Source organism: Flavobacteriales bacterium (assembly GCA_016712535.1).
In the GTDB taxonomy this organism is placed as follows: Bacteria; Bacteroidota; Bacteroidia; order Flavobacteriales_F; family PHOS-HE28; genus PHOS-HE28.
On sequence record JADJQW010000002.1, the window covers coordinates 2,161,075 to 2,184,107 of the forward strand.

Below are 23,033 nucleotides of genomic sequence, written 5' to 3' on the forward strand. Positions count from 1 at the left end.
ATTGGATTTGCCCGATCCAGGACCGCCGTTGCCCGTGGGGATAGCTTGCCCGCGCCGAAGGCCGGATTACCTTGATCAAGCCGTCGGCTACAGTCCCCGATCTACTCAACTTAGCGCCCTCAACCCATGGACGCCCGCTTCACCCCCCGAGTCCGAGACATCATCGGCTACAGCCGCGAGGAGGCGCTTCGCCTCGGACACAACTTCATCGGCATCGAGCATGTCCTGCTCGGCTTGCTGCGGCACAACGAAGGCAATGCTCTGCGCATCCTGCAGCGACTGGAGGTCGATGTGGATGAGCTCCGCAAGGCGGTTGAGCGGGGAATGGAGCCGCCAAGCGCCACCAGGCCCAAGGACAAGGAGAGCATCAACCTGCTGAAGCAGGTGGAGAAGATGCTGAAGATCACCTACCTCGAGGCCAAGCTCTTCAAGAGCCAGAGCATCGACACCGAGCACCTGTTGCTCAGCATCCTGAAGGATGAGGACAACCTGGCCACTCGCACCTTGCGCAAGTTCAGCGTGGATTACGAGACCGTGAAGCACGAGCTCGACGTGATCCTGGCCGATGGCGGAAGCACCTACACCGGAAAGGGAAACAAGCCCACCCGCACCAGTGGGCCGCGCGCCCAAGGGCCGCAGAGCGCTGATGACGATGATGAGGAGAGCGGCAGCTTCCAAGGCGGAGGCGGGCAGCGCAAGCAAGGCGACAGCAAGAGCAAGACCCCTGTCCTCGACAACTTCGGCCGCGACCTCACCAAACTGGCCGAGGATGGCAAACTGGACCCGATCGTTGGCCGCGAGAAAGAGATCGAGCGCGTGAGCCAGATCCTTTCCCGGCGCAAGAAGAACAACCCCGTGCTCATCGGCGAGCCCGGTGTCGGCAAGAGCGCCATCGCTGAGGGCCTGGCGCTGCGCATCATCCAGCGCAAGGTGAGCCGCGTGCTCTTCAACAAGCGGATCGTGGCCCTCGATATCGCCAGCCTGGTGGCAGGCACCAAATACCGCGGCCAGTTCGAGGAGCGCATGAAGGCGGTGATGAATGAACTGGAGAACAGCCCGGACGTGATCCTCTTCATCGACGAGATCCACACCATCGTAGGCGCAGGTGGGGCCAGCGGCAGCTTGGATGCCAGCAACATGTTCAAGCCCGCCTTGGCACGCGGCGAGATCCAGTGCATCGGCGCCACCACCTTGGATGAGTACCGGCAATACATCGAGAAGGACGGAGCTCTGGAGCGTCGCTTCCAGAAGGTGCTCGTTGAGCCCACGAGCGTTGACGAGACCATCCAGATCCTGAACAACATCAAGGAGAAGTACGAGGACCACCACAACGTGAACTTCACTCCGGAGGCCATCCAGGCTTGCGTGAAGCTCACCGCGCGCTACATCACCGACCGCCACCTGCCGGACAAGGCCATCGACGCCATGGATGAGAGCGGCAGCCGGGTGCACATCAGCAACATCGTGGTGCCCAAGAGCATCCTCGATGTGGAGCAGAAGATCGAGGACATCAAGGACGAGAAGAACAAGGTGGTGCGCAGCCAGCGTTACGAAGAGGCCGCCAAACTGCGCGACCGCGAACGCCAGTTGCTCGAGGAGCTCGAGAAGGCCAAGAAAGCCTGGGAGGAGGAGAGCAAGACCAATCGCACCACCGTGACCGAAGAGAACGTGGCCGAAGTGGTGGCCATGATGAGCGGCATTCCCGTGCAGCGCATCGCCGAGAAGGAAAGCGGCAAGCTCAAGCGGATGAAGGAGGAGATGCAGGGCAAGGTGATCGGGCAGGAAGAGGCCGTGGCCAAAGTGGTGAAGGCGATCCAGCGGAACCGTGCCGGCCTCAAGGACCCTAACCGCCCCATCGGCTCCTTCATCTTCCTCGGACCCACCGGCGTGGGCAAAACACAGCTCGCCAAGGAGCTCGCTCGCTACCTCTTCGACACCGACGATGCCATGATCCGCATCGATATGAGCGAGTACATGGAGAAGTTCTCCGTGAGCCGCTTGATCGGGGCGCCTCCCGGCTATGTGGGCTACGAGGAAGGCGGACAGCTCACCGAAAAGGTGCGCCGCCGCCCATACTCCATCGTGCTGCTCGATGAGATCGAGAAAGCGCACCCCGACGTGTTCAATCTGCTGCTGCAGGCCCTCGACGATGGCAAGATGACCGATAGCCTCGGGCGCCACATCGACTTCAAGAACGCCATCATCATCATGACCTCGAACATCGGTGCGCGCGACCTGAGCGACTACGGCAAAGGCGTGGGCTTCGGCACCAGCGCCAAGACCGCCGGCCAGGACGAGGCCAACCGGGGCATCATCGAGAAGGCGCTCCGCAAGGCCTTCGCGCCGGAGTTCCTCAACCGCATCGATGACATCATCATGTTCAACTCGCTCAAGCGCGAGGACATCCACAAGATCATCGACATCGAGCTGGGCCACCTCTACAAGCGCATCAGCGAGCTGGGCTACGACCTCAAGCTGACAGATGAGGCCAAGGACTTCCTTGCCGAGAAGGGCTACGACGAGAAGTTCGGGGCACGGCCGCTGAAGCGCGCCATCCAGAAATTCATCGAGGATCCCATGGCCGAGGAGATCATCAACCAGGGCGTGGAGGAAGGCGATAAGCTTTCCATTGGCCTGAACAAGGAGAAGACCGATGTCGCCATCAAGGTGACCAAGGGCAAGAAGAAGATCGCCAAGGGTGACGGCGACGAGACCAAGGAATTGCCGCCCTCAGAGTGAACGCATCGGGAATCCGGAATCGAGCGGCCCCAATTCGGGCCGCTCGTCGTTTCGTCGTCATGCCCAATTGATCAGCGGCCACTTGCGCCGCTGATTCACGTTCCAAATGCCGATCTGTGCGCCACGCAGGCGCTTCGCTTGGTTGTAAATACCGACCTGAATCCCGTAACCGTGAACGGTTCTATTGATCGCGCTCACCTGAACGCCATGGAGCACCACCGCTGAGTTGCGGATGAATGAGGCTTGCAGCCCTGATGCACGAAAGGCGAAATTGACATGGCACGCAGCCTGTACCCCGCTCATCAGGTCGACTTGATTGATCGCGAATGCAGCTGATAGTCCATTCACCTGTCGTTGATACACCCCGCCCCCATTCATGCTCAAACCATGCACGGCGCAATCGCACACGGCGCCAAGCGGAGATACGCTCATGCCGTAGATGCGCTCGCTCAGCGGATCATTGAGCCGCCGCCCCCACTCCACCGAGTCGCGAGCCGTGGCTTCACGCGGGGCCAGGAGAAGGAATAGTCCGACACCAAGGGCTTCGGCATGCACGCCAATGGTCATAACGTGACGAGGTGTCTCGCGAACCGTTCCCAGTCCCATATTCAGACCTACAGTGGTGGTGCGCTTCTGATGAAAGGTCCAAATGGGAAGGCGCACGCGCTGCTCCAGTGAATCTTGCCCGAAAGCCATGAAAAAAGCCAAGGATGACCAGCCATGTGAGGAATGCACGCATGAGGTGCAAAGTACCTAGCATCGCGTGTTACCGATTCTCTCGGCAAGGATGCCCGGCTATCCTCTCGCTCGAGCTATTGCTTCACGATGCGCGTGCCGCCCAAGGCTTGGCTAGCGCTGAGCACCGAGAGCAAGTAGGCGCCTTCGCCCCATTCAGCGGCATCGATCACGAAGCGCTCGCTCTGTATGCGGCCTGCGGCAACGAGCCTTCCGGTCACATCGCGCGCTTCCCAGAGATCAGCGGCATTCAAGGCCTCAGGCAAGGTCACCGAGAAGATGTCGATCGAGGGGTTTGGGGCCACTTCGGGTGAAGGCATGGGGCGCTCATCCACACCGATGGTCGCGCAAGGGTTATTGCTGCCATTGAGCGCGGTGACGTTGAACTCTGGCGCGAGCCAGTTCTTGAGTTCCTCAGCGGCCGGGTTCGGATTGCCCGTGCCGAAATGGTAGCTCATCTTGCCGAAGAAATCGGGAGCGGTTGGCGTATCGCAGAAGCTCGATCCGCCGGTTAGGGTACCCACAACACGCTTCGCTGAATTGAAGATGGGCGAGCCCGATGAGCCGCCTTCAGTGACCCCGTGGCCACTCGCCGTTGCCGCCCAGGTCACGCGCCAATGCGTTCCGCTCGGACCTCCCCAAGTGGTGCTCACCGCGGTGCTGGTGAAGGAGCTGATCTTCTTGTAGTCGCCATCAGGGTGGTGGATGCAGACACCGCCTGCGGGCGCGGTGTTGGTCGCATCCCAGCCGGCATAGTACGGGTTCACGGAAGCAGGGATGGCCGAATTGAGTTCCACCAGGGTGAAATCCGATCCGTTGTCCCCGCCATTGTCGTTGCTGTCCGCGCGGCGTGTGCAGCCCACCACATTGAAGCCCGAAACAACGCCCGATCCATCGCAGCTGGGCTGCTGGTAATTCCACCGGAACTGAAAGCTCGAGAAATTGGACGTATTGCTATCCATGGTGCAGTGGTTGGCCGTGAGCACGTAGTTCTTGCAGTCCTGCGCGCTGTTGTTCATCAGCACACCGGTGCAGAAGCCCACTCCTGCGGGGTCAACTACGCGGATCCGCATCACCGAACGCACCTGATCCTGCCAGGTGCTCCCCTCAGGGCAGGCCACATCAACCTGGCACTCGCCGGATAAAAGGCCCTCCATGCGATAGGCGTGGGCCATGCTCCGCAGGTCGAAGGAGCCTTCCCCTCTCACTGATGCAGGCTCATGGTATTCGATCACGCAAGCATCGCCCATGATGCGGTCGGTGCTGAGCAGCCCATCGCGGACATGCGCCGAGGTGTAGCCGCCGAACCACGTGCTGCCATCCGCTGCGAGCATATGCAGTTGCGAGCCAGCAGGCAGATTCACGCTCTCGAAGAAGAGTTCTGTAGCCAATGCCCCTGGCGACTCCACCCGAAGGCGCCAGATCCGATCCCCGCCAGGCAGTTCGGTCCACGAGCCATGCGTATGCAACGCCGCTGCGCAATCCACGAAGCGGCCATAGAGCGGCACTTTGTTCTCGGCCTCCCGAACCGCATCGGCAGCCGCAGCGGCTCGTTGGTCGAATGGTTCCGCGAAAGCGGTCGGCACGCCCTCAAGAGCGAGGCCCATGCGCAAGCTGAGCGGAACTGCACCGGTGGTTTCCTGGGCTTTGGCCGTATGCACGATTGCGAGGAGGACAGCGTTGATTAGCAGCGGAGCGCGCATGTGTTCTGGGATGAAGAGGGCGAATGTAGGCGGACGGTTGAAGCGCGCGATCCAACTTGCGCCCTTGCCGGGGAAGTCAACGACCAATCGAATGGAGGTGAGCGCTGAACGCTTGGCCAGGCGCCTGCGATGGCCAATGGTCTTCTTGGCCTTGCTGTTCGCTTGGGCGCGTTGGTGGCCCATGGAGCCGCTCTTCGGCGCTCCTACCAGCACCTTGTTGCTCGACCGCGAGGGCGCCCTGCTTGCCGCTAGCGTGGCTGGCGATGGGCAATGGCGCATGCCGGAGCCCGACAGCATCCCACGCCGGTTCGAACGGTGCCTCACCGAATTCGAGGATCGGCGATTCCGGAAGCACTTTGGGATCCGCATTCCTTCGTTGCTGCGCGCTGCGAAACAGAACATCTCTGAAGGTCGGACCGTGAGCGGCGGCAGCACCATCACCATGCAGGTGGCTCGCATGGCGCTCGCGCGGAAGAAGCGATCGGTCTGGAACAAGATGTTGGAGATGGGCCTTGCTCTTCGATTGGAAACCCGCCTCTCCAAGGACGAGATCCTGCGGCTGCATGCCGCCAACGCGCCGTTCGGAGGGAATGTGGTGGGCCTCGAGGCTGCGTCGTGGCGCTGGTTCGGCAAGGCACCGCACGAGTTGGGCTGGGCCGAATGCGCCACACTTGCCGTTCTGCCCAACGCCCCGTCGCGCATCCATCCGGGGCGCAATCGTGATGCGCTGCGCAGGAAGCGCGACCGCCTGCTGGACCGGTTGCTGGAAGTGCGCGCGATCGATCGCATGGAATGGTCGCTGAGCAAGCAGGAGCCCCTGCCGGAATCGCCTCTGCCCCTGCCCCGATCCGCGCCGCAGTTGCTAGGCACCCTTCAGGCGAACGGCCACCGAGGGAAACGCATCCGGAGCACGATTGATCGCCAGCTGCAGGCGCGCATCACCGAACTCGCTTCACGCTATGCCCCGGTCTTGCGTGCCAACGAGGTTCACCATGCGGCGGTGCTCGTGCTCGATGTGCACTCGGGCGAAGCACTGGCCTACGTCGGCAACCTGCCCGATGCCGAGCAGGGCGGCGAGGTTGACCTGATCCGTGCGCCACGGAGCACCGGCAGCCTGCTCAAGCCATTCCTGCATGCCGCCATGCTGCAGGCTGGCGAGCGCATGCCCGACCAGCTCGTTGCGGACCTGCCCACCAGCATCGATGGCTTCGCTCCGCGCAACTACGATGGCCGGTACACCGGCGCAGTGCCAGCATCGGCCGCGTTGGCGCGATCGCTCAACGTGCCGGCCGTTCGCGCTTTAAGGGAACATGGGGTGGAGCGCGCGCGCCGCATGCTGGTAGCCATGGGCATGCACCGCCTTGATCGCAGCGCAGACCATTATGGTTTGTCGCTGATCGTGGGTGGCGGGGAGAGCAGCTTATGGGAAATGACCGGTGCATATGCTTCCATGGCGCGCGTTCTGATGCTCTATTCCGGATCAGAGCAGTCAATCCTTGGTGCGGTGCATGGGCCCTGCGTCATTCTTGGGGACACCATTCGGAAGGCGACTCCTTCTCCGCTAGGACCTGGCGCCACCCACCACACCTTGGAAGCCCTGCAGCAAGTGAACCGACCTGAATCGGAAAGCGGCTGGCAGCACTTCGCGGCGCAACAGCACATTGCCTGGAAAACGGGCACCAGTTTCGGTCACCGAGACGCTTGGGCTATCGGGGTGAACGATCGCTATGCCGTTGGTGTCTGGACCGGCAATGCAAGTGGCGAGGGCCGTCCGGGCCTCACCGGGACGCTCGCTGCCGCACCCTTGCTCTTCGATGTGTTCGGAGCCCTGCCGCAAGGGGATGGCTTCGAAACGCCTCACGATGCGCTTCAACTCATGGACGTGTGCTCGGAAAGCGGCTACCGCGCCAACGCCGATTGCCCGCACCTTGAGCGCAGGCAGACCTTGCATGAGGCATTGCGCACGATACCGTGTCCGTACCATCATCGCATCCTCGTGAATGAGTCAGGAACCCAGCGTGTTCAGCCGGGCCCTGGTGCGCATAGCATCGCGTGGTTCACGTTGCCGCCTGCCATGGAGTTCTACTACACGCAGCACCACCCCGGTTACCGTCCACTACCGCCAATGGAACCTGGCCTCATGGGCAATATGGGCAGCGACCGATCGATGCAGATGATCTATCCCGAAAACGGTGCTTCACTCTTCATCCCCGTTGAACTGAGCGGCGAATCCGGACGTATCGTCCTTCGCGCAGCGCACCGTTCCCCGGATGCGACGGTTCATTGGGACCTTGATGGCGACTATCGCGGCAGTACGCGCGGTGAGCATCAAATGGCCATCGCTATCGGCGATGGCGAGCATCGCCTTACCCTAACCGACGATCTTGGGGCCCGCCTTGAGACCGCGTTCCGGACTTTTTCAACCCGCCCTTGAGCGCAATGGTGCGGTCCTTGCCCACCCTGTTCAGGCAACCGCGCCATTCCTCACTGCGTTACATTGTCATCCGATCCTTTCCATGCGCATGATCCACGTCCGCACCGCCGTCCTCGCCACGGCGATCCTTTGCACCACCGCCGCCTGGTCACAGCCGCCACCGAGCTCGCAGGATCCCGCCACCATCGGGAAACTGGAATCACTCCTCTACCACATCGACCGCATGTACGTGGACGACGTGGACCGCAAGGTGCTCGTGGATGCCGCCATTGTGCGCATGCTGGAGGAGCTGGATCCGCACTCCATCTACATCCCGAAGGACGAGCTCGAAGAGGTGAATGAGCCACTGAAGGGGAATTTCGAGGGCGTCGGCATCCAGTTCAACATCGTCAAGGACACCATCATGGTGGTGGATGCGATCCCGGGCGGGCCGAGTGAGCGCTTAGGCATCCGTGCAGGCGACCGCATCCTCAGCATCGATGGCGAGAATGCCGCTGGAGCGGGCTTCAAGAACAGCGATGTGATGAAGCGGCTGCGAGGCAAGAAGGGCACGAAGGTGGCCGTGATGATCAACAGGCGCAGCGAACCTGCACCGCTCGAATTCGCGATCACGCGCGATAAGATCCCCATCTACAGCGTGGAGGCCTCGTACATGGCCACGCCGCATGTGGGCTACATCAAGGTGAGCCGTTTCAGCGCCACCACCATGAAGGAATTCCGCGAGAAGCTCGACGAGTTGAAGGCGATGGGCATGGACGACCTCATCCTTGACCTGCAAGGGAATGGCGGTGGATACCTGCGCACGGCGATCGAGATGAGCGACGAGTTCCTCGGCGACCGGAAGCTCATCGTGTACACCCAAGGGCGCACCTCTCCGCGCGAAGAGACCTTCTCCACGAAAGAAGGGCGTTTCGAGAAGGGCAAGCTGGTGGTGCTCGTCGACGAAGGCAGTGCCAGTGCCAGCGAGATCGTGAGCGGCGCCATGCAGGATTGGGACCGCGGCATGATCGTGGGCCGCCGGAGCTTCGGCAAGGGCCTGGTGCAGCGCCCGGTCATGCTGCCGGATGGCAGCGCCGTGCGCCTGACCGTAAGCCGTTACTACACGCCCAGCGGCCGGTGCATCCAGAAACCCTACGAGGATGGCGTTGAAGCGTACCGCAAAGAGAAAGGAGAGCGGTTGGCCAATGGCGAGCTCACTGGCGGCGAAGAGGCCTTGCCTGGCGATACGCTGAAATACTACACCATGAACAAGCGCGTGGTCTTCGGCGGTGGCGGGATCATGCCCGACGTGTTCGTGCCCATCGACACCACCCAGAGCAGCGCCTACTTCGGCCAGCTGGTGCGCAAAGGCGTGCTGAACACCTTCGCCCTTACGTACGTGGACGACAACCGGGAAGAATTGAAGCGCCGTTACAGCAGCGTTGACCAGTTCCGGCAAATGTTCCAGGTGGGCGATGTGATGCTCGATGCCTTGACCGCCTATGCCGTTCAAGAGGGGGTGGCGGAAGATGCCGAGGGCCTGGCGCGGTCGCGTGACCTGATCGCCCTGCGTCTGAAAGCCCTGATGGCGCGCGACCTTTGGGACACCTCGGCCTACTGGCAGGTGATCAACAGCGACAACATGGTCGACCGCAGCTTCCAGAGGGCATTGGAGGTGCTCTCTGACAACAGCTTTCAGCGCCTAGGCATGTCGCGCTGAGCCCAATCCTCAAGGAATCGTTAAGACCCGCGCACCTGGCGGGTCTTCTCCTATTTTCGCCCCCCGAATCACCGAAATCCGCCAACCAGAGCACCATGAAAGACAAGATCCAGATTGCCCTCTTGGGCCTGATCGCAGTAGCACTGGGCGTAATCGCCTGGGGCCAATTGAAAGACAGCGGCTCCGACGCCACTGAGACCAGCGTGGTGGCTGCCGCAAGCAGCACTCCCGCTTCGAGCGAGACCTTCGATCCAGCGGCAGCCAGCGCCGCGCCGGTCGTGGACAACCGTCCGAAGACCACGATGACCTTCGGCAAGTATGAGCATGACTTCGGCAACGTGAAACAGGACAGCAAGAACAAGTACGTCTTCGCCTTCACGAATTCCGGCAAGGAGCCCTTGATCATCGAGAGCGCCACCGGTAGCTGCGGATGCACCGTGCCGAATTACCCCAAGGCGCCCATCCCGCCAGGCGGCACAGGCGAGATTGAAGTGGAGTACAGCCCTGGCAAGCAAGAGAACCAGCAACAGAAGACCGTGAAGGTGGTGGCCAACACGGAGCCCAAGGAGACCGAGTTGCGCATCAAGGCCTTCGTTCAACCCGGCACCGGAGACCCCAATGCCAAAGGCGAAGAACCCCAGACCATCACGATCGGCCAATAACCGCCCATTCCACGCATCAGAGGCCCCGCCAACCAGCGGGGCTTCTTCATTGCAGTCCGGGCTCAGCTTACCCGGCTATCGAGTCAATCGCTGCAGCGAGCCGACGGTCCTTCTCGGTGATCGCGCCGCCAGTGTCGTGCGTGCTCAGGCGGATGCGCACCGTGTTCCACACGTTGGTCCAATCCGGGTGATGGTTGAACTTCTCCGCGACGAGAGCCACACGCGTCATGAACGCAAAGGCCTCGCTGAAGTCCGCGAAGCGGAATTCGCGGCAGAGCTGCCCGCCTTCTTCGGTCCAGGCGCTCATCGGTGAATGGGCAGGTTGATGGTGCGCGGCTCACCGCGCCCCACGAGGTTCATCTCAGCGACCAAGTGACCGGCCCCTGCGAACTTGTCGATCAGGAACAGGATGTAGCGTGCATCAACGCAGATGTTCCGGCATTTGTCCGGGTCGAACTGGATATCGCTCATGGTGCTCTCCCAACTGCGGTCGAAGTTGAGTCCGATGAGCTCTCCGCGCCCATTCAGCACCGGGCTGCCGCTATTGCCGCCTGTGGTGTGCAGCGAGCTGGTGAAGCACACCGGCATGTTGCCATTCGCTCCGTACCGACCGAAATCCTTCGCTCGATTCAGGTCAATGAGGCGCTGAGGCAAATCGAACTCGGCATCCCCGGGAATGTGCTTCTCCACGACCCCATCGAGGGTGGTGTAGTGCAGGTAGGTTACGCCATCGCGCGGCGCGCTGCCCTCCACTTTGCCGTAGCTGAGGCGCAATGTGCTGTTGGCGTCGGGCCAGTAGGTCTTCTCCGGGTGCAATTCCATCATGCCCTTCACATAGGTCCTCATGGCTGCCTCGATCCTATCACTGAGCTGGGTGTGCGCCGGCCTCACCTTTTCCAGGAATGCCTGCTGGAAGCTGCGGGCCAGTTCGTATCCGGGGTCTTTCGCAAGTCTCTTCAGGGCGCCGGGGGTTGGTTTGCGCAGCGCTTTCCTCAGGCGTTCAAGGTCCGTGAAAGCGCTGCGGGCGTACAGGTCATCGACCCATGCATACCACTGGCTCTTGTGCGAAAGGTCCTTTGCGGGCAGCGCATCGGGCAGCAAGTGCGGCGGCATGTGCTGCCGATAAATAGGGAGCAGCGCCTTCATCACGCGCTTATCCACTTCCGGATCGTGCGCGGCGAAATGCGCCTCGGCGGCCTGAAGCAATCTGGCCGCCTCGGCCCCGATCTTCCCATCCTTGCGGAGCGCCTCTTGCTGCTCGATCAAGTCCTTGAAGCCATCGGCGAAACGAAGCAGCTCGGGCCCGTAGTAGACCATCTCCACGAAGAGGTCGCGCGCGGTCGCGAATGCCACGTAGTCGCCATAGGCAGCCTTGAGCGTGACGAGCGCTTGGGCGTACTCGGGCTTCCCCATCTCCTTCGCCTTGGCGTTGTATGCTTCTTCGTAGGCACGCTTCGCATCAAGCGTTCGCAGCTCTTTAAGCCCACGGCGCTGGCCGATCCACTTCTTCCAAGCATTGCTGATGCCCGCCTGCTTGTCGGCGTACATCAACCGAAGACGGTCGCTGCTGGCCATGGCGGCATCGATCACGCCAAGGCTGGCCGAACGCATGGCGATGCGGGCTGGATCCTGTTTCTCTTGCACGTATTCCACGGCGTAGCTGGTGAGGTATCGCTGCGTTTGTCCGGGGAAGCCGAAGATCATGGCGAAGTCGCCCTCCTTGACGCCTTCAAGGCTGATCGGAAGCACATGGCGCGGTGCGAAGGGCACATTGGCATCGCTGGGGTCGGACGGTTTGCCATCGGGGCCTGCATAGATCCGGAAGAGGCTGAAGTCAGCGTTGTGGCGCGGCCACATCCAGTTGTCGGTATCGCCGCCATACTTCCCGATGCTCGATGGCGGCGCTCCCACCAAGCGAACATCGCGGAAGGTCTCGGTGACGATGAGGTAGTAGCTGTTGCCGTAGTTGAAAGGGCGCACAACGGCTTTGTAATGCGTTCCCGCAATGGCCTCATCGATGATGGTCTTGCTCAACTGGGCCACCAGATCGCGCCGTGCTTGCTCATTGCCCTCCACCGCAGCCGTGATCATGGGTGCGATCCGCTCGGTCACATCCTCCATGCGCACAACGAATGTCGCTGTAAGGCCGGGGTTGCGCAATTCGTCGGCTTTCGTGGCCGCCCAGAAGCCATTCTTCAACCGGTCATTCTCCACCGTGCTGTGGTCGGTGATGGCGCTGAAGCCGCAATGATGATTGGTGAGGATCAGGCCTTGGCCGCTGATCACTTCGGCCGTACAGCCGCCACCGAAAAGGACGATCGCATCCTTCAGGCTGCTGCGGTTGATGCTGTAGATGTCATCGGCGGAGAGTTCCAGGCCGGCGGATTGCAGGTCACCCTCGATGCTCTTGAGCAAGGTAGGCAGCCACATGCCCTCGTGCGACCGCGCATGGAACGGGCCTGAAAGGGTGAACAGCAGGGAGGCTGCAAGGGCTGGGATGGGACTTGCGCGCATGTTGTGATTCGGGATTCGGCTGGCGGGCTAAAGTAGGTGACGTCGGGTGCCATGAATCCACGGTGAACCGATACCTTTCCTGCACCCTTTGATACCTTGAGCCATGCCCTTCAAGCACATCGCGCGCAGCGTTTGCTGCTTCCTTGCCTTTTTCCCGGTGATCGCGCCAGCGCAGGATTTCACGCTGCTCACCAGCTGGCCGGAGGCAAACGGTGAAGTCCAGGCCATTGAATTGGACGAAGCCGCTGGTGTGCTTTACATCTCAGGGAACTTCACGGAGGTGAATGGAGTCGCGCGCGGGCGCATTGCTGCTGTTGACCTTTCAACCGGGTCCCTGCTCCCTTGGGCCCCGATGGCCAACGGCAATGTCCAAGACATGCTCGTCGCGGGCGATTCCATCATCGTCACCGGCGGCTTCACGGAGATCGATGGGCAGCCCAGGAGCAGATTGGCATCCATCGATGCTTCAACCGGTGCACTGCGTCCGTGGTCGCCTCAATTGAATGCCAACGGATTCGCCGTGCATCTCCATCAAGGCTTGGTGTATGTGGGCGGCAGCTTCAGTTCGATCGATACCCAGCCTCGCCCCCTGTTGGCGGCTTTCGACCCGGTTTCCGGTGAACTGACCGCATTCAGCCCTTTCGGAACCGGTTCGGGCGTTATCCGGGCCATGGTCTCCAACGGCCCCAACCTGATCATTGGCGGCCTGTTCGGCGCGGTTGGTGGCGCCTCGCGGAATAATGCGGCGGAACTGGATGTGAACACGGGCTTGGCCACTGCATGGGAGGCGAACACGAACAACGTTGTGGTGGGGCTGCATGCTTCGCCTTCCAGCATCCTGATCGGCGGACAGTTCACCACGGTTGACGGGATCGCCCGAATCGGCATGGCTGAGGTGACGAGCGCGGATGGAACCTTGACTTCCTGGGATCCGCAGCTCACCGCGCCCGGCGGCGGCGGCCGGTGCTTTGCGCGTGCTCCCGGCATCGATTTCATCGGTGGCTTCTTCACGCATGTCGGCGGCCAGCCCAACTCGCATGTGGCGGCCTTGGATCCGTCCTCAGCGGCGTTGCTCAATTCCTCGATCAGCGCTGGCACGATCGTGAACGCCCTTGCTGTGCATGCCGGCCGGGTTTTCTTCGGTGGCTCGTTCGCAACCGTGAGCCCAGGCGGTGCCCGGTCGCGATTCGCCGCATTCAGCTACTGCTTGCCGTCGCCTTGGTATGCCGATTCCGATGAAGATGGCCTTGGGGATCCGACTACCACGGTAACGGCGTGCACCGGACCGGCCGGATTCGTTGCAGACAACACCGATTGCGACGACAACGACCCACTGATCACCGGACCGATGACGTGGTACGTTGATGCGGACGGCGATGGCTTCGGCAGCCCGTCGGACAGCACGGTGGCCTGCGAACAGCCGTCTGGCTATGCACCATTGCCCGACGACTGCGATGACTCGAATCCGAGCATCAATGACGCCAATGCGTGGTACATCGATGCGGATGGCGATGGCCTCGGTGATCCGGATATCTGGGTCATCGCGTGCCTGGGTCCGCCGGGCTGGGTGGAGGTTGATACCGATTGCGACGACAGCGACCCTCTGGTGACAGGACCTGTGGATTGGTACATTGATCTCGACGGCGACGGATTCGGGAATCCGGCGATCAGCACCCTGGCCTGCACGCAACCACCGGGTTACGCGAGCGCCCCGACCGATTGCGATGACTCGGATTTCCTGCTATACCCCGGCGCGGCCTGCGACGATGGAGATCCGCTCACCGGCAACGACGTGATACAGGCCTACCCGGGGTGCTCCTGTGCAGGGCAGTCGCTGACCGTCTCGGCCAAGCTCTATCTGCAAGGGTGCTACTCGGTTTTCAGCGGCTTGATGACCGATCACCTGCGTATCCATGGCCTGATCCCGCTTACGGAGCCTTATTCGGGCCTGGGCTACGTCCCGGCCGGGGCGCTATCACCAGCCGGCGCCAGCATTGATGCGAGCGTTCTGTTGCCAGCATCCGTCGTGCTGAATGACATAGTTGACTGGGTGGTCCTGGAACTACGCCACCCCGATGATGGGGCCGTTCGGATCGCCACGCGCTACGTGCTCGTGCAGCGCGATGGTGATGTTGTTGACCTGGACGGCGTGTCACCGGTGCGTTTCCCTGTGCCTATTGGGAATTACCGGCTCGCGGCCCTGCATCGCAACCACAAGGGCGTGGTCACGGATGCGGGTGCTCCGCTCGATGGGGCTTTCGTGGATTTCACCGATGCAAGCACGGCCGTAGCATTCGGCGCCTCTGCTCGAGCCCCCTTGGGTCCTGTGGTGGGGCTCATCAACGGGGATGTGACGTTCAACGACAACGTGAGCTATTTGGGGCTTGGCAACGACCGCGACCCGATCCTGCTAGCCATCGGCGGCTCCGTACCGACGAATGTGGTGTCCGGGGCATACGCCACCTCGGATGTGAACATGGACGGGACCATAAAGTACATCGGCGAGCAGAATGACCGTGATCCTATCCTCACCGCCATCGGAGGCACGGTGCCGACCAACGTGCTTTCAAACGCATTCCTGCACAGCACGCCTTGAAACCGTGGCCCATCCGTCCCGTACGAATGGGCCATGAACAAGCAGATACTCCTTGCTGCGACCGGCTGCTTTCTTGTCCTCGGTCTCGCTTCTCAACCAGTGGTTGATATCACTTTGGCCGATAATGGCAACAACCAGCTCGAAGTCAGGCTTCGTCCGAACGGCCCCTTCAATGAGGTCGTGAGCGGCGTGGTCTTCACACTGCGTTGGCAAGAGACCTTCGGTCCTGCCCTTTCGGTCTACCAACCTGTGTGGCCTCAGTCCGAGTTCATGCCCATCTCATCAACGCCAATCGTCAACCCTGGCAATGGCTACTTGTACCGCACCTACACGGCCGTGGCGCTCTCCATGATGAGCGATTTCGGGCGCGTTTGGGAAGGCGGCATGGAATACCCGGTGTGCGTGATGGACATCCTCACGCCAGGTTTGGAAGTGTACCTCGGCAACGACGATTTCACCGCCGCCAACAACCGCGACTACTTCGTTTCGCTCAACGGCATGGAGCGCACCGGAATCGTGTTCCCGAGCCCCATTCCGCAGGTGAGCGCCAAGGCGGTGAACAGCGGCAACGGTTTCATTGATGTACTGCTCACCCCGGAGTCAGACTATTTCGGGTGGGTCAACTCTATCGATTTCTCCCTGCGCTGGCCCGCGAACGGCAGCAGCTTAGGGGCCATCGTCCAGGATGCCGCGATCAGCGAAGCGCTTCCTCTCGAGAAGGTGGGGCCGGAGGTGACCTCGAACGGATTCACCTATCAGCGCTTCCATGGCGAGGGCACCATCAGCCTCGCTCGAGCGCAACAGTCCTGGCTGGGCAATGAAGACCACCTTCTTCTGCGCCTGCCGATCAGCGGATCAATCGCCGATGCCACCGTCGCTGACGACCAATGGACCTCGACCCAAGAGGGCAACTACAGCATCGTGCTGAATGGCGAGCCCCGGGCGGGCGGAACCGACGAGAACTCTGCCAGCACCGGCCCGAACTTCAGCGAGGTGATCCCCTCCATGCAGATCGTAAACGATGAGCTTCAGGTGACCACCGCAATGGGCGGATCGGGCACATTGGTGCTCTCCGTGCTGAACGCGGCGGGACAGCCCATGATGAGCACGCGCGCCAAGTGGGGCGCCATTCACCGGATCAACGTGGCCTCGTGGCCATCTGGCATGTACATCATGCGCGCGCAGACCGACGCTGGAATGACCGCGCGCCGTTTCCTCAAATAGCCGTTTCAAGCGCATCAGGAGCCGCGAAGTGCCAGCGCGCCTTGCGGCTCTTGCCATTCAAGGGTGCTGCTCAATGCCATTGGTAGCCGGGGCCGCGCGCTTGACCGTTGAATGGCTCACCAGCCAGGCCACCAATGCAACCAGGAGCAGGATCAGGAAGGCCTTCGGGTCCTTATAGATGGGCCTGTGGAGCCGATCGCGCGCACGCTGGTAATTGTGGATCAGCTTGCCGCTATCCCGGTAGCGCCTCAATTCATCGTCGGAGGGTTCCCGGCCGGGGCCTTCGGGTGATATGCGGTAGCGGTGCCTCATGCCTTCGGTGCAAGGTAGGATCGCAGCGCGCTGAGCGTCCTGTGGGTGCGCATCTTGGCAGCATCCTCCCCGATGCCGAGCACCTGCCCGACTTCCTGATAGCTGAGCCCATCCATGAAGCGCAGGTGGATCAGCTGGGCGCGTGCTTCGTCCAGGCCGGAGAGCGCTTGAGCCACGCGTTCCATGTCCGAGGGGTCCAAATGGAGCTCCATCTCCGCCACCATGCCCTTCACCTGTTTCACGCTCAAATCGATCAGGACTTCCTTTCTCTTCCGCCAGTGCATGCGCAGTTCGTTCAGCGCGATGCGGTACAGCCAAGCCCTGAAGGGAAGTCCGCGCGATTCGTACCGGTGGATGGATAGCATGGCTTTCACGAATGCCTGTTGGGTGAGGTCGGCTGTCAGTTCGCGATCTGCTGCTCGGCGGAGGATGAATCGGAAAACATCGCCGAAGTATCGCTCATACAAGGGCCCGAAAGCCTCTGTAGAGCTCTTGGCCAGGGCCACTTGCCGGTCGTCGAACCCTTGATCGGATCCCATTCTGCCACGGAATGCCCTGAGCGCGACAAGGTAACGGCGAGGGCGGCTGAAACCGTGCGCCCCCATGCCCGTTGAAACGGGGCAATGCCAATGGGCTTGGACACCCCATTAGCGCTGGATAATCACCGACCGATGGCCGTTACTCTCCGGCAGATGTCAACCCATTTACGTTCCGTGCGCTGGATCTGCGCGGGCCTGCTCGCAGCACCGTACTTGGCCTTTGCGCAAGGCCCCGTTTGGAACTGGGCCAAGACACAGGATGCCGGCAACACTGAATATGTCCGGGACATCGCAGTGGAAACGACAACGGGCAACATCTATGTGGTCGGCGCCTACCAGTCTGCTTCCGCCACGGTCGCACCCTACGGCCTTCCTGCTTCAATGGGCGGGTCAGTCGATGCCTTCATCGCGAAGCTCGACCCCAATGGCAACCTGCTCTGGAGCCGCTCGATCGGCAGCACGCAGGAGGACGGTGCGTTGGGCGTTGCTATTAGCGGAACCGGTTTGGTGGTGGCAACCGGTTTCTACGACAACCCCATAGCCGGCCTGGGATTGTCGAATGCAGGCTCGCGCGATGCGTTCATCATATCCTATGACGCTTCGGGGACGGTCCAGTGGGTTAAGTCAATAACGGGCCCTCATGTCGAGTACGGCACCGGGGTAGCCATCAGCGGTAACACCCTAGTGGCATACGGCACCTACACATACCATACGCTCATCGGTGGGGTGCTCTCCGCTGTGGGTCTCACATCAGGCCGGCGATACGCATACCTGAACGCATACAACGCTTCTGGAACCCTGATCTGGTCGTTATCCGGCTTATCAGATGACGACCTGCAAACGGAACGCATTACCGCAGATGCCACCAATGTGTATGTCGTTGGAGGCACGGAGGGCACTTCCCTGTCCTGGAGGAACAGCACTGGGAACTCGAGCACAACAGTAACCACCTCGAACGGCAACGCTCTATTCGCATCCGCGGTGAGCCTGGCGGGTGGACATGCTTGGACGAGGCTGATCAACAACCCGGGTGACGCAGAATCGGAGTGCAATGGGGTGGCGGTCGATTGCGCAGGCGTTTATATCACCGGTCGCACGCACACAGGAAGCCTCTTCCCCGGCGGCATCACACCGATGAATCCCGGCACGCACGATTACTGGTTCCTGGGTTCGCTCAATCCAACCAACGGCACCACCAATTGGGTCCGGACCGCTTCGAGCAGCATTGGCCACGGCGTTACAGGTTATGATGTCTCGGTTGGCCGGAACGGCCAGATCCATGTGGCCGGTATGACCTCCGGAACGCTGACGACCGATGGAGGCACCGTGATCGCTGGTAATAACGATACGGATCTTCTCATCGCGCGATTCAACCGGGATGGCACGGCGGTTTGGCACCATCGCGAAGCGAACCCCGATGACGAACATGCACTGGCGATCGCACCTACAGGCATCGGAGGCCAAATCGTCGGCGGGCAATTCGAGGATGCCCTCACCTTGGGGAGCAACACGTACCCCGGCACGAACGGAACGGATCTGTTCACCGCCCGCTTCACCGATCCCGATTGGACAAACGTTTCGAACAATCCGGCCCGTTTCGCACAACCGGGTCCGTTCTGCAGCAGCAACGCTCCATTCGACCTGAACAACTACCTGCTGGCTTATGCCGATACGGTGGTTGCCAGCTCCAATGTCATCACCCCCGAGCAAGCTGATGGCCCTCCGAATGGAGTCGGAGCATCCTTCAGCACCACGGGCGGTTGGGCGGTGCTCGATCTGGCCGATACGGTTCTGATCGGAGAGGCCGTAAGCCTCTTGTGGCGAAGCCAAACCGCCGGCTTACAGGCGCGCATGCTCGTTTCTTCCTCCTTGGATGGTGTGAACTGGAGCATCTCAACCACCTACAGCACCACCAGCGGGACGTATGTCACCACAAGCTACCCAGTACCGGTGAACGCACGCTTCATCAAGGTGCAACGTCATAGCAACGCGCTCTATACCGCCTTCCTTCTCGACGCTGCACGCTTCCTGGGATCCAGCATGGCGGGTGGCACCTGGAGCGGCGGGGCATACGTGAGCGCATCAGGCTCTTTCACGCCGTCCGCCTCAGGTCCGCATCCCGTTACCTACACGGTAATACTGGGTTCCTGCAACTACACGCATACCCGCACCATCCTTGTGGACGACCCACCTGAAGGCGGCACCATCAGTGGAGGCGGCACCTATTGCCCTGGCGCTTCCGGTGTGCTGACGCTCACGGGCTCAAGCGGCACGGTGATCCGATGGGAGCGCAGTGTGGACGGCGTCACCTGGTTCCCGCTCGCTGAATCATCGGACGTTCTTGCCTGGAGCGGAATCACCGGCACCATGCGATTCCGTGTGCTGGTGGATGGGGGCGCATGCGGCACCATCTATAGCAGCACCACCACCATCATCGTGCAGGACCTGATCCCGCCAACGGTGGTGTGCCCCCAGAGCGATACGCTCTTCGTGACCGCGGCATCATGCACGGCCGCGTACAATGTGCCGAACATTGCCAGCACGGACAATTGCCTCACATTCACCTCCGGCAGCGGGATCGTCATCAACTCCAACGGCAATATCCTGCTGGTGAATGGAACCGCGATAGCGACTGATGATGAGGTAAGCATCGGCGGTGGCGCTGCATTGCAGCTCGGACCCGGCACGCACAACTTCTCGGACACCATCACGGATGGATCCGGAAACCAGACCATCTGTAACTGGGAAGTGAGCGTGCTCGATACGATCGCTCCGGTGATCGCCAACTGCCCGGACACGGTGGAGTTGTTCAGCCCCGCGAATGGCTGCCTTGCGCAATACATCTGGCCTACGCTGACCTCAACGGACAACTGCGATCCGGATACCGAATCGGACTATCGGACCTGGGTTACGGACCTGGACAACGGTGATGTGACTGATGTGACCGGCGAAGCCGATCATTGGTTCGCACCGGGCGATTACCGCATACGTGAGCGCCACCAGGACAACAGCTTGAACGAGACATTCTGCGAATGGAGCATCATCGTTCGCGATACGATCGCACCGGTGATCGATTGCAGCAACGCGTATTCCGTTTCTTACACCGGCGTGTCGTGCGGTGCCCAGGTGGATATCCTTGATCTGGACACGCTGATCCAGGATAATTGCGCGCGGATGTCCGGCAGCCTGACCGCCGACCATGCTTCAGGAATCTGGCCGCCTGATACGGTGACCGTGACGTTCACCGCGCTGGACATCCACGGAAACACGGGAACGTGCACCGCACAGATCATCGTCATGGACAACGCGCCGCCGACGATCTCCTGCCCTGGTGATGCGGAGCTTGCACAAGACGCCGGGGCCTGCACCGCGACTGTGCCTGCCCTGGGCGTGCCCGTGATCTCGGACAACTGCAGTAGCGCCTCCTGGACGCAGATCGGAGGACCCATAGCCGGTGAAAGCATCGGGCTGGGCACGCATCCTGTCACCTACGAGGTCACTGACGGCACGTACAGCGCCACCTGCACATTCAATCTGGTGGTGGATGACCTGGAAGCTCCAACCCTCTCGTGTCCTTCGGTCATCGCCCAGTTGAACGTCGGGGTCGATTGCACGAAGCCCCTGCCGGACTATCGCGCCAGCGCGTCAGCGGGTGATAATTGCGGGGGCGTGACGCTGACGCAATCGCCGGCTCCGGGCACACCTGTAGGCCCAAGCAATGTGAACGTCACCATCACCGCCACGGCTGGAGGCCTCACAACGGAGTGCACTTTCATCGTTCCAGTGGTCGACAACACTGCCCCTAGCTTCCCAGCAAGCGTTGGGATGCTCGGCTTTGTGCCCGCCAATGCATGCACCATCAACGCGCCCGGCTATCAGGCACCCGCGGAGAATTGCCCCGGAGTCACAATCGTGCATGTGAGCGGTCCGATGCCCGGTGATGCCCTTTCTCCGGGCACCTACCTCATGCGCTATCGCGCACAGGATGCCTCGAACAACGTGAGTGCCATCCAGAGCATGCCCATCACGGTGAGCGACACGATCGCACCGCTGATCACATGCCCGGCGAACCAGACCATCAATGCGACGGCAGGGAATTGCAACTCTACGATGCCTGATCTGCGCGGCCTGGTGATCGCTTCCGACAACTGCGGGACGGTGACCCTCGCGCAAGCTCCAGCACCCGGTGCCACGGTCACCGGCACCTTCACGGTCGTCTTCACCGCGACGGACGCCTTCAGCAACCAACGCTCGTGCTCCATCCAGGCCACGGTGCTCGCATCGGCACTACCCGATCTCGCATATGCGCAAGGATCATTTTGTGAAACAGCGGGTATCATCGCGCCGGTCGCGGCCATGCCCGCTGGCGGCAATTTCACATGCGCCACATGCGCCAGCGCCATCGCCTCCGATGGGTCGTTCAGCGCGTCTGCCATCGGAATCGGCACGCATACCATCCAGTACCAGGCTCCCGTCGGCTCGTGCTTCAGTCCATCGATCGACAGCTTCCTGCTTTCAATAGCGGATCAACCTGCCGCCGGGAGCAACGGAACCTTTACGATCTGCTCGAACTCGGCGTCTGCATCCTTGCTCTCTCAGCTTGGCGGAACTCCGGAACCCGGTGGCTCGTGGAGCGGTCCAAGCTCAGTGATCGGCGACATGTTCGACCCGGCGACCATGAACCCAGGAGTGTACACCTACACCCTGAGCGCCGCTGCTCCATGCGTCAGTGCGAGCGCATCCATAACCGTTAGCGAAACGACGCCATTCAGTGCTGGAAGCAATGGAGCACTCACCGTTTGCAGCAACGCTCCGTCGCAGAGTCTTATGGCGTTCCTCGGCGGCATGCCAGCGAGTGGTGGGACATGGAGTGGTCCGAGTCCTGTCGTGGGCCATGCATACATCCCGGCCTCGATGAACCCCGGCGTGTACACGTATACCGTCATTGGTCCAGTGCCATGCGGAAGCAGCAGCGCAACGGTGACAGTGACAGAGATACCATCGTCGACGACAACCACTACTGCTTCGAGCTGCGACAGCTACACCTGGGCGGTAAACGGAACGATCTACACCACGAGCGGCTCGTACACCCACGTGAGCGGCTGTCATGCCGAAACGCTTGTGCTCACCATCACCGTTTCAGGAACGCCCTGCGATGACGGCAACGCCCTCACCGGCAACGACGTGTACGGCGCCGACTGCATCTGCGCTGGCCAGCTGATCGACTGCTTGGGCGTGCCCGGAGGTGCTGCGCTGATCGGCACACCCTGCGATGACGGCAACACCCTCACCGGCAACGACGTGTATGGCGCCGACTGCATCTGCGCTGGCGAACTGATCGACTGCCTGGGCGTGCCCGGCGGCAGCGCGCTGATCGGAACCGCTTGCGATGACGGCAACGCCCTCACCGGCAACGACGTGTACGGCGCCGACTGCATCTGCGCTGGCCAGCTGATCGACTGCCTGGGCGTGCCCGGAGGTGCTGCGCTGATCGGCACACCCTGCGACGACGGCAACGCCCTCACCGGCAACGACGTGTATGGCGCCAACTGCATCTGCGCTGGCGAACTGATCGACTGCCTGGGCGTGCCCGGAGGTGCTGCGCTGATTGGCACACCCTGCGATGATGGCAACGCCCTCACCGGCAACGACGTGTATGGCGCCGACTGCATCTGCGCTGGCCAGCTGATCGACTGCTTGGGCGTGCCCGGCGGCAGCGCGCTGATCGGAACCGCTTGCGATGATGTCAACGCCCTCACCGGCAACGACGTGGATGGCGCCAACTGCATCTGCGCTGGCGAACTGATCGACTGCCTGCGCGTGCCCGGAGGTGCTGCGCTGATCGGCACACCCCTGCGATGACGGCAACGCCCTCA

At 61.5% G+C, this 23,033-nt stretch carries 13 protein-coding genes; 7 read left to right on the plus strand and 6 right to left on the minus strand.

The features are described 5' to 3' along the window. Window positions 1-126 precede the first annotated feature (126 nt). Window positions 127-2,739: an ATP-dependent Clp protease ATP-binding subunit gene (locus IPK70_09075; GenBank protein MBK8227311.1), complete on the plus strand. Its 2,613-nt coding sequence runs from the start codon at window positions 127-129 to the stop codon at window positions 2,737-2,739. A gap of 57 nt (window positions 2,740-2,796) precedes the next feature. Here IPK70_09075 and IPK70_09080 read toward each other — a convergent pair whose 3' ends face one another. Together IPK70_09080 and IPK70_09085 are read right to left on the minus strand one after the other, a co-directional pair. Beyond that, on the minus strand, window positions 2,797-3,435 hold the full coding sequence (locus tag IPK70_09080; GenBank protein MBK8227312.1) for a hypothetical protein: 639 nt from the start codon (window positions 3,433-3,435) through the stop codon (window positions 2,797-2,799). Window positions 3,436-3,551: 116 nt separating this feature from the next. Next, on the minus strand, window positions 3,552-5,360 hold the full coding sequence (locus tag IPK70_09085; GenBank protein ID MBK8227313.1) for a trypsin-like peptidase domain-containing protein: 1,809 nt from the start codon (window positions 5,358-5,360) through the stop codon (window positions 3,552-3,554). Between IPK70_09085 and pbpC the strand changes: the two genes are divergently transcribed. The 3 genes from pbpC (at window position 5,359) to IPK70_09100 (ending at window position 9,972) form a co-directional block, all read left to right on the plus strand. Further along, window positions 5,359-7,611 (plus strand): penicillin-binding protein 1C, encoded by a 2,253-nt coding sequence (gene pbpC, locus IPK70_09090; protein ID MBK8227314.1) that lies wholly within the window; start codon window positions 5,359-5,361, stop codon window positions 7,609-7,611. The genes IPK70_09085 and pbpC overlap by 2 nt on opposite strands. Window positions 7,612-7,834: 223 nt before the next feature. Continuing rightward, complete coding sequence (locus tag IPK70_09095) at window positions 7,835-9,310, plus strand: S41 family peptidase (GenBank protein MBK8227315.1); 1,476 nt, start codon at window positions 7,835-7,837, stop codon at window positions 9,308-9,310. A 95-nt stretch (window positions 9,311-9,405) separates the two neighbouring features. After that, window positions 9,406-9,972 (plus strand): DUF1573 domain-containing protein, encoded by a 567-nt coding sequence (locus tag IPK70_09100; GenBank protein MBK8227316.1) that lies wholly within the window; start codon window positions 9,406-9,408, stop codon window positions 9,970-9,972. 67 nt (window positions 9,973-10,039) lie between these two features. Here the strand turns inward: IPK70_09100 and IPK70_09105 are convergent, their stop codons facing one another. Together IPK70_09105 and IPK70_09110 are read right to left on the minus strand one after the other, a co-directional pair. Continuing rightward, a complete protein-coding gene (locus tag IPK70_09105; protein MBK8227317.1) occupies window positions 10,040-10,279 on the minus strand; it encodes a 4a-hydroxytetrahydrobiopterin dehydratase in 240 nt (79 codons plus the stop codon). Next, window positions 10,276-12,486: a S46 family peptidase gene (locus IPK70_09110; protein ID MBK8227318.1), complete on the minus strand. Its 2,211-nt coding sequence runs from the start codon at window positions 12,484-12,486 to the stop codon at window positions 10,276-10,278. The genes IPK70_09105 and IPK70_09110 overlap by 4 nt, the downstream gene beginning before the upstream one ends. 103 nt (window positions 12,487-12,589) lie before the next feature. On the opposite strand from IPK70_09110, the gene IPK70_09115 reads away from it, so the two are divergent. Together IPK70_09115 and IPK70_09120 are read left to right on the plus strand one after the other, a co-directional pair. Continuing rightward, window positions 12,590-15,082 (plus strand): hypothetical protein, encoded by a 2,493-nt coding sequence (locus IPK70_09115; GenBank protein MBK8227319.1) that lies wholly within the window; start codon window positions 12,590-12,592, stop codon window positions 15,080-15,082. A 33-nt stretch (window positions 15,083-15,115) separates the two neighbouring features. Beyond that, window positions 15,116-16,306, plus strand: coding sequence for a T9SS type A sorting domain-containing protein (locus tag IPK70_09120; GenBank protein MBK8227320.1), 1,191 nt, complete (start codon window positions 15,116-15,118; stop codon window positions 16,304-16,306). 57 nt (window positions 16,307-16,363) lie between these two features. Here the strand turns inward: IPK70_09120 and IPK70_09125 are convergent, their stop codons facing one another. Beyond that, window positions 16,364-16,618 carry a hypothetical protein gene (locus tag IPK70_09125; GenBank protein MBK8227321.1) on the minus strand — a complete coding sequence of 85 codons (255 nt, stop codon included), beginning with the start codon at window positions 16,616-16,618 and terminating at the stop codon, window positions 16,364-16,366. Next, window positions 16,615-17,157 (minus strand): sigma-70 family RNA polymerase sigma factor, encoded by a 543-nt coding sequence (locus tag IPK70_09130; GenBank protein MBK8227322.1) that lies wholly within the window; start codon window positions 17,155-17,157, stop codon window positions 16,615-16,617. The genes IPK70_09125 and IPK70_09130 overlap by 4 nt, the downstream gene beginning before the upstream one ends. A gap of 153 nt (window positions 17,158-17,310) precedes the next feature. On the opposite strand from IPK70_09130, the gene IPK70_09135 reads away from it, so the two are divergent. After that, on the plus strand, window positions 17,311-23,019 hold the full coding sequence (locus IPK70_09135) for a hypothetical protein (protein ID MBK8227323.1): 5,709 nt from the start codon (window positions 17,311-17,313) through the stop codon (window positions 23,017-23,019). Window positions 23,020-23,033 lie beyond the last annotated feature (14 nt).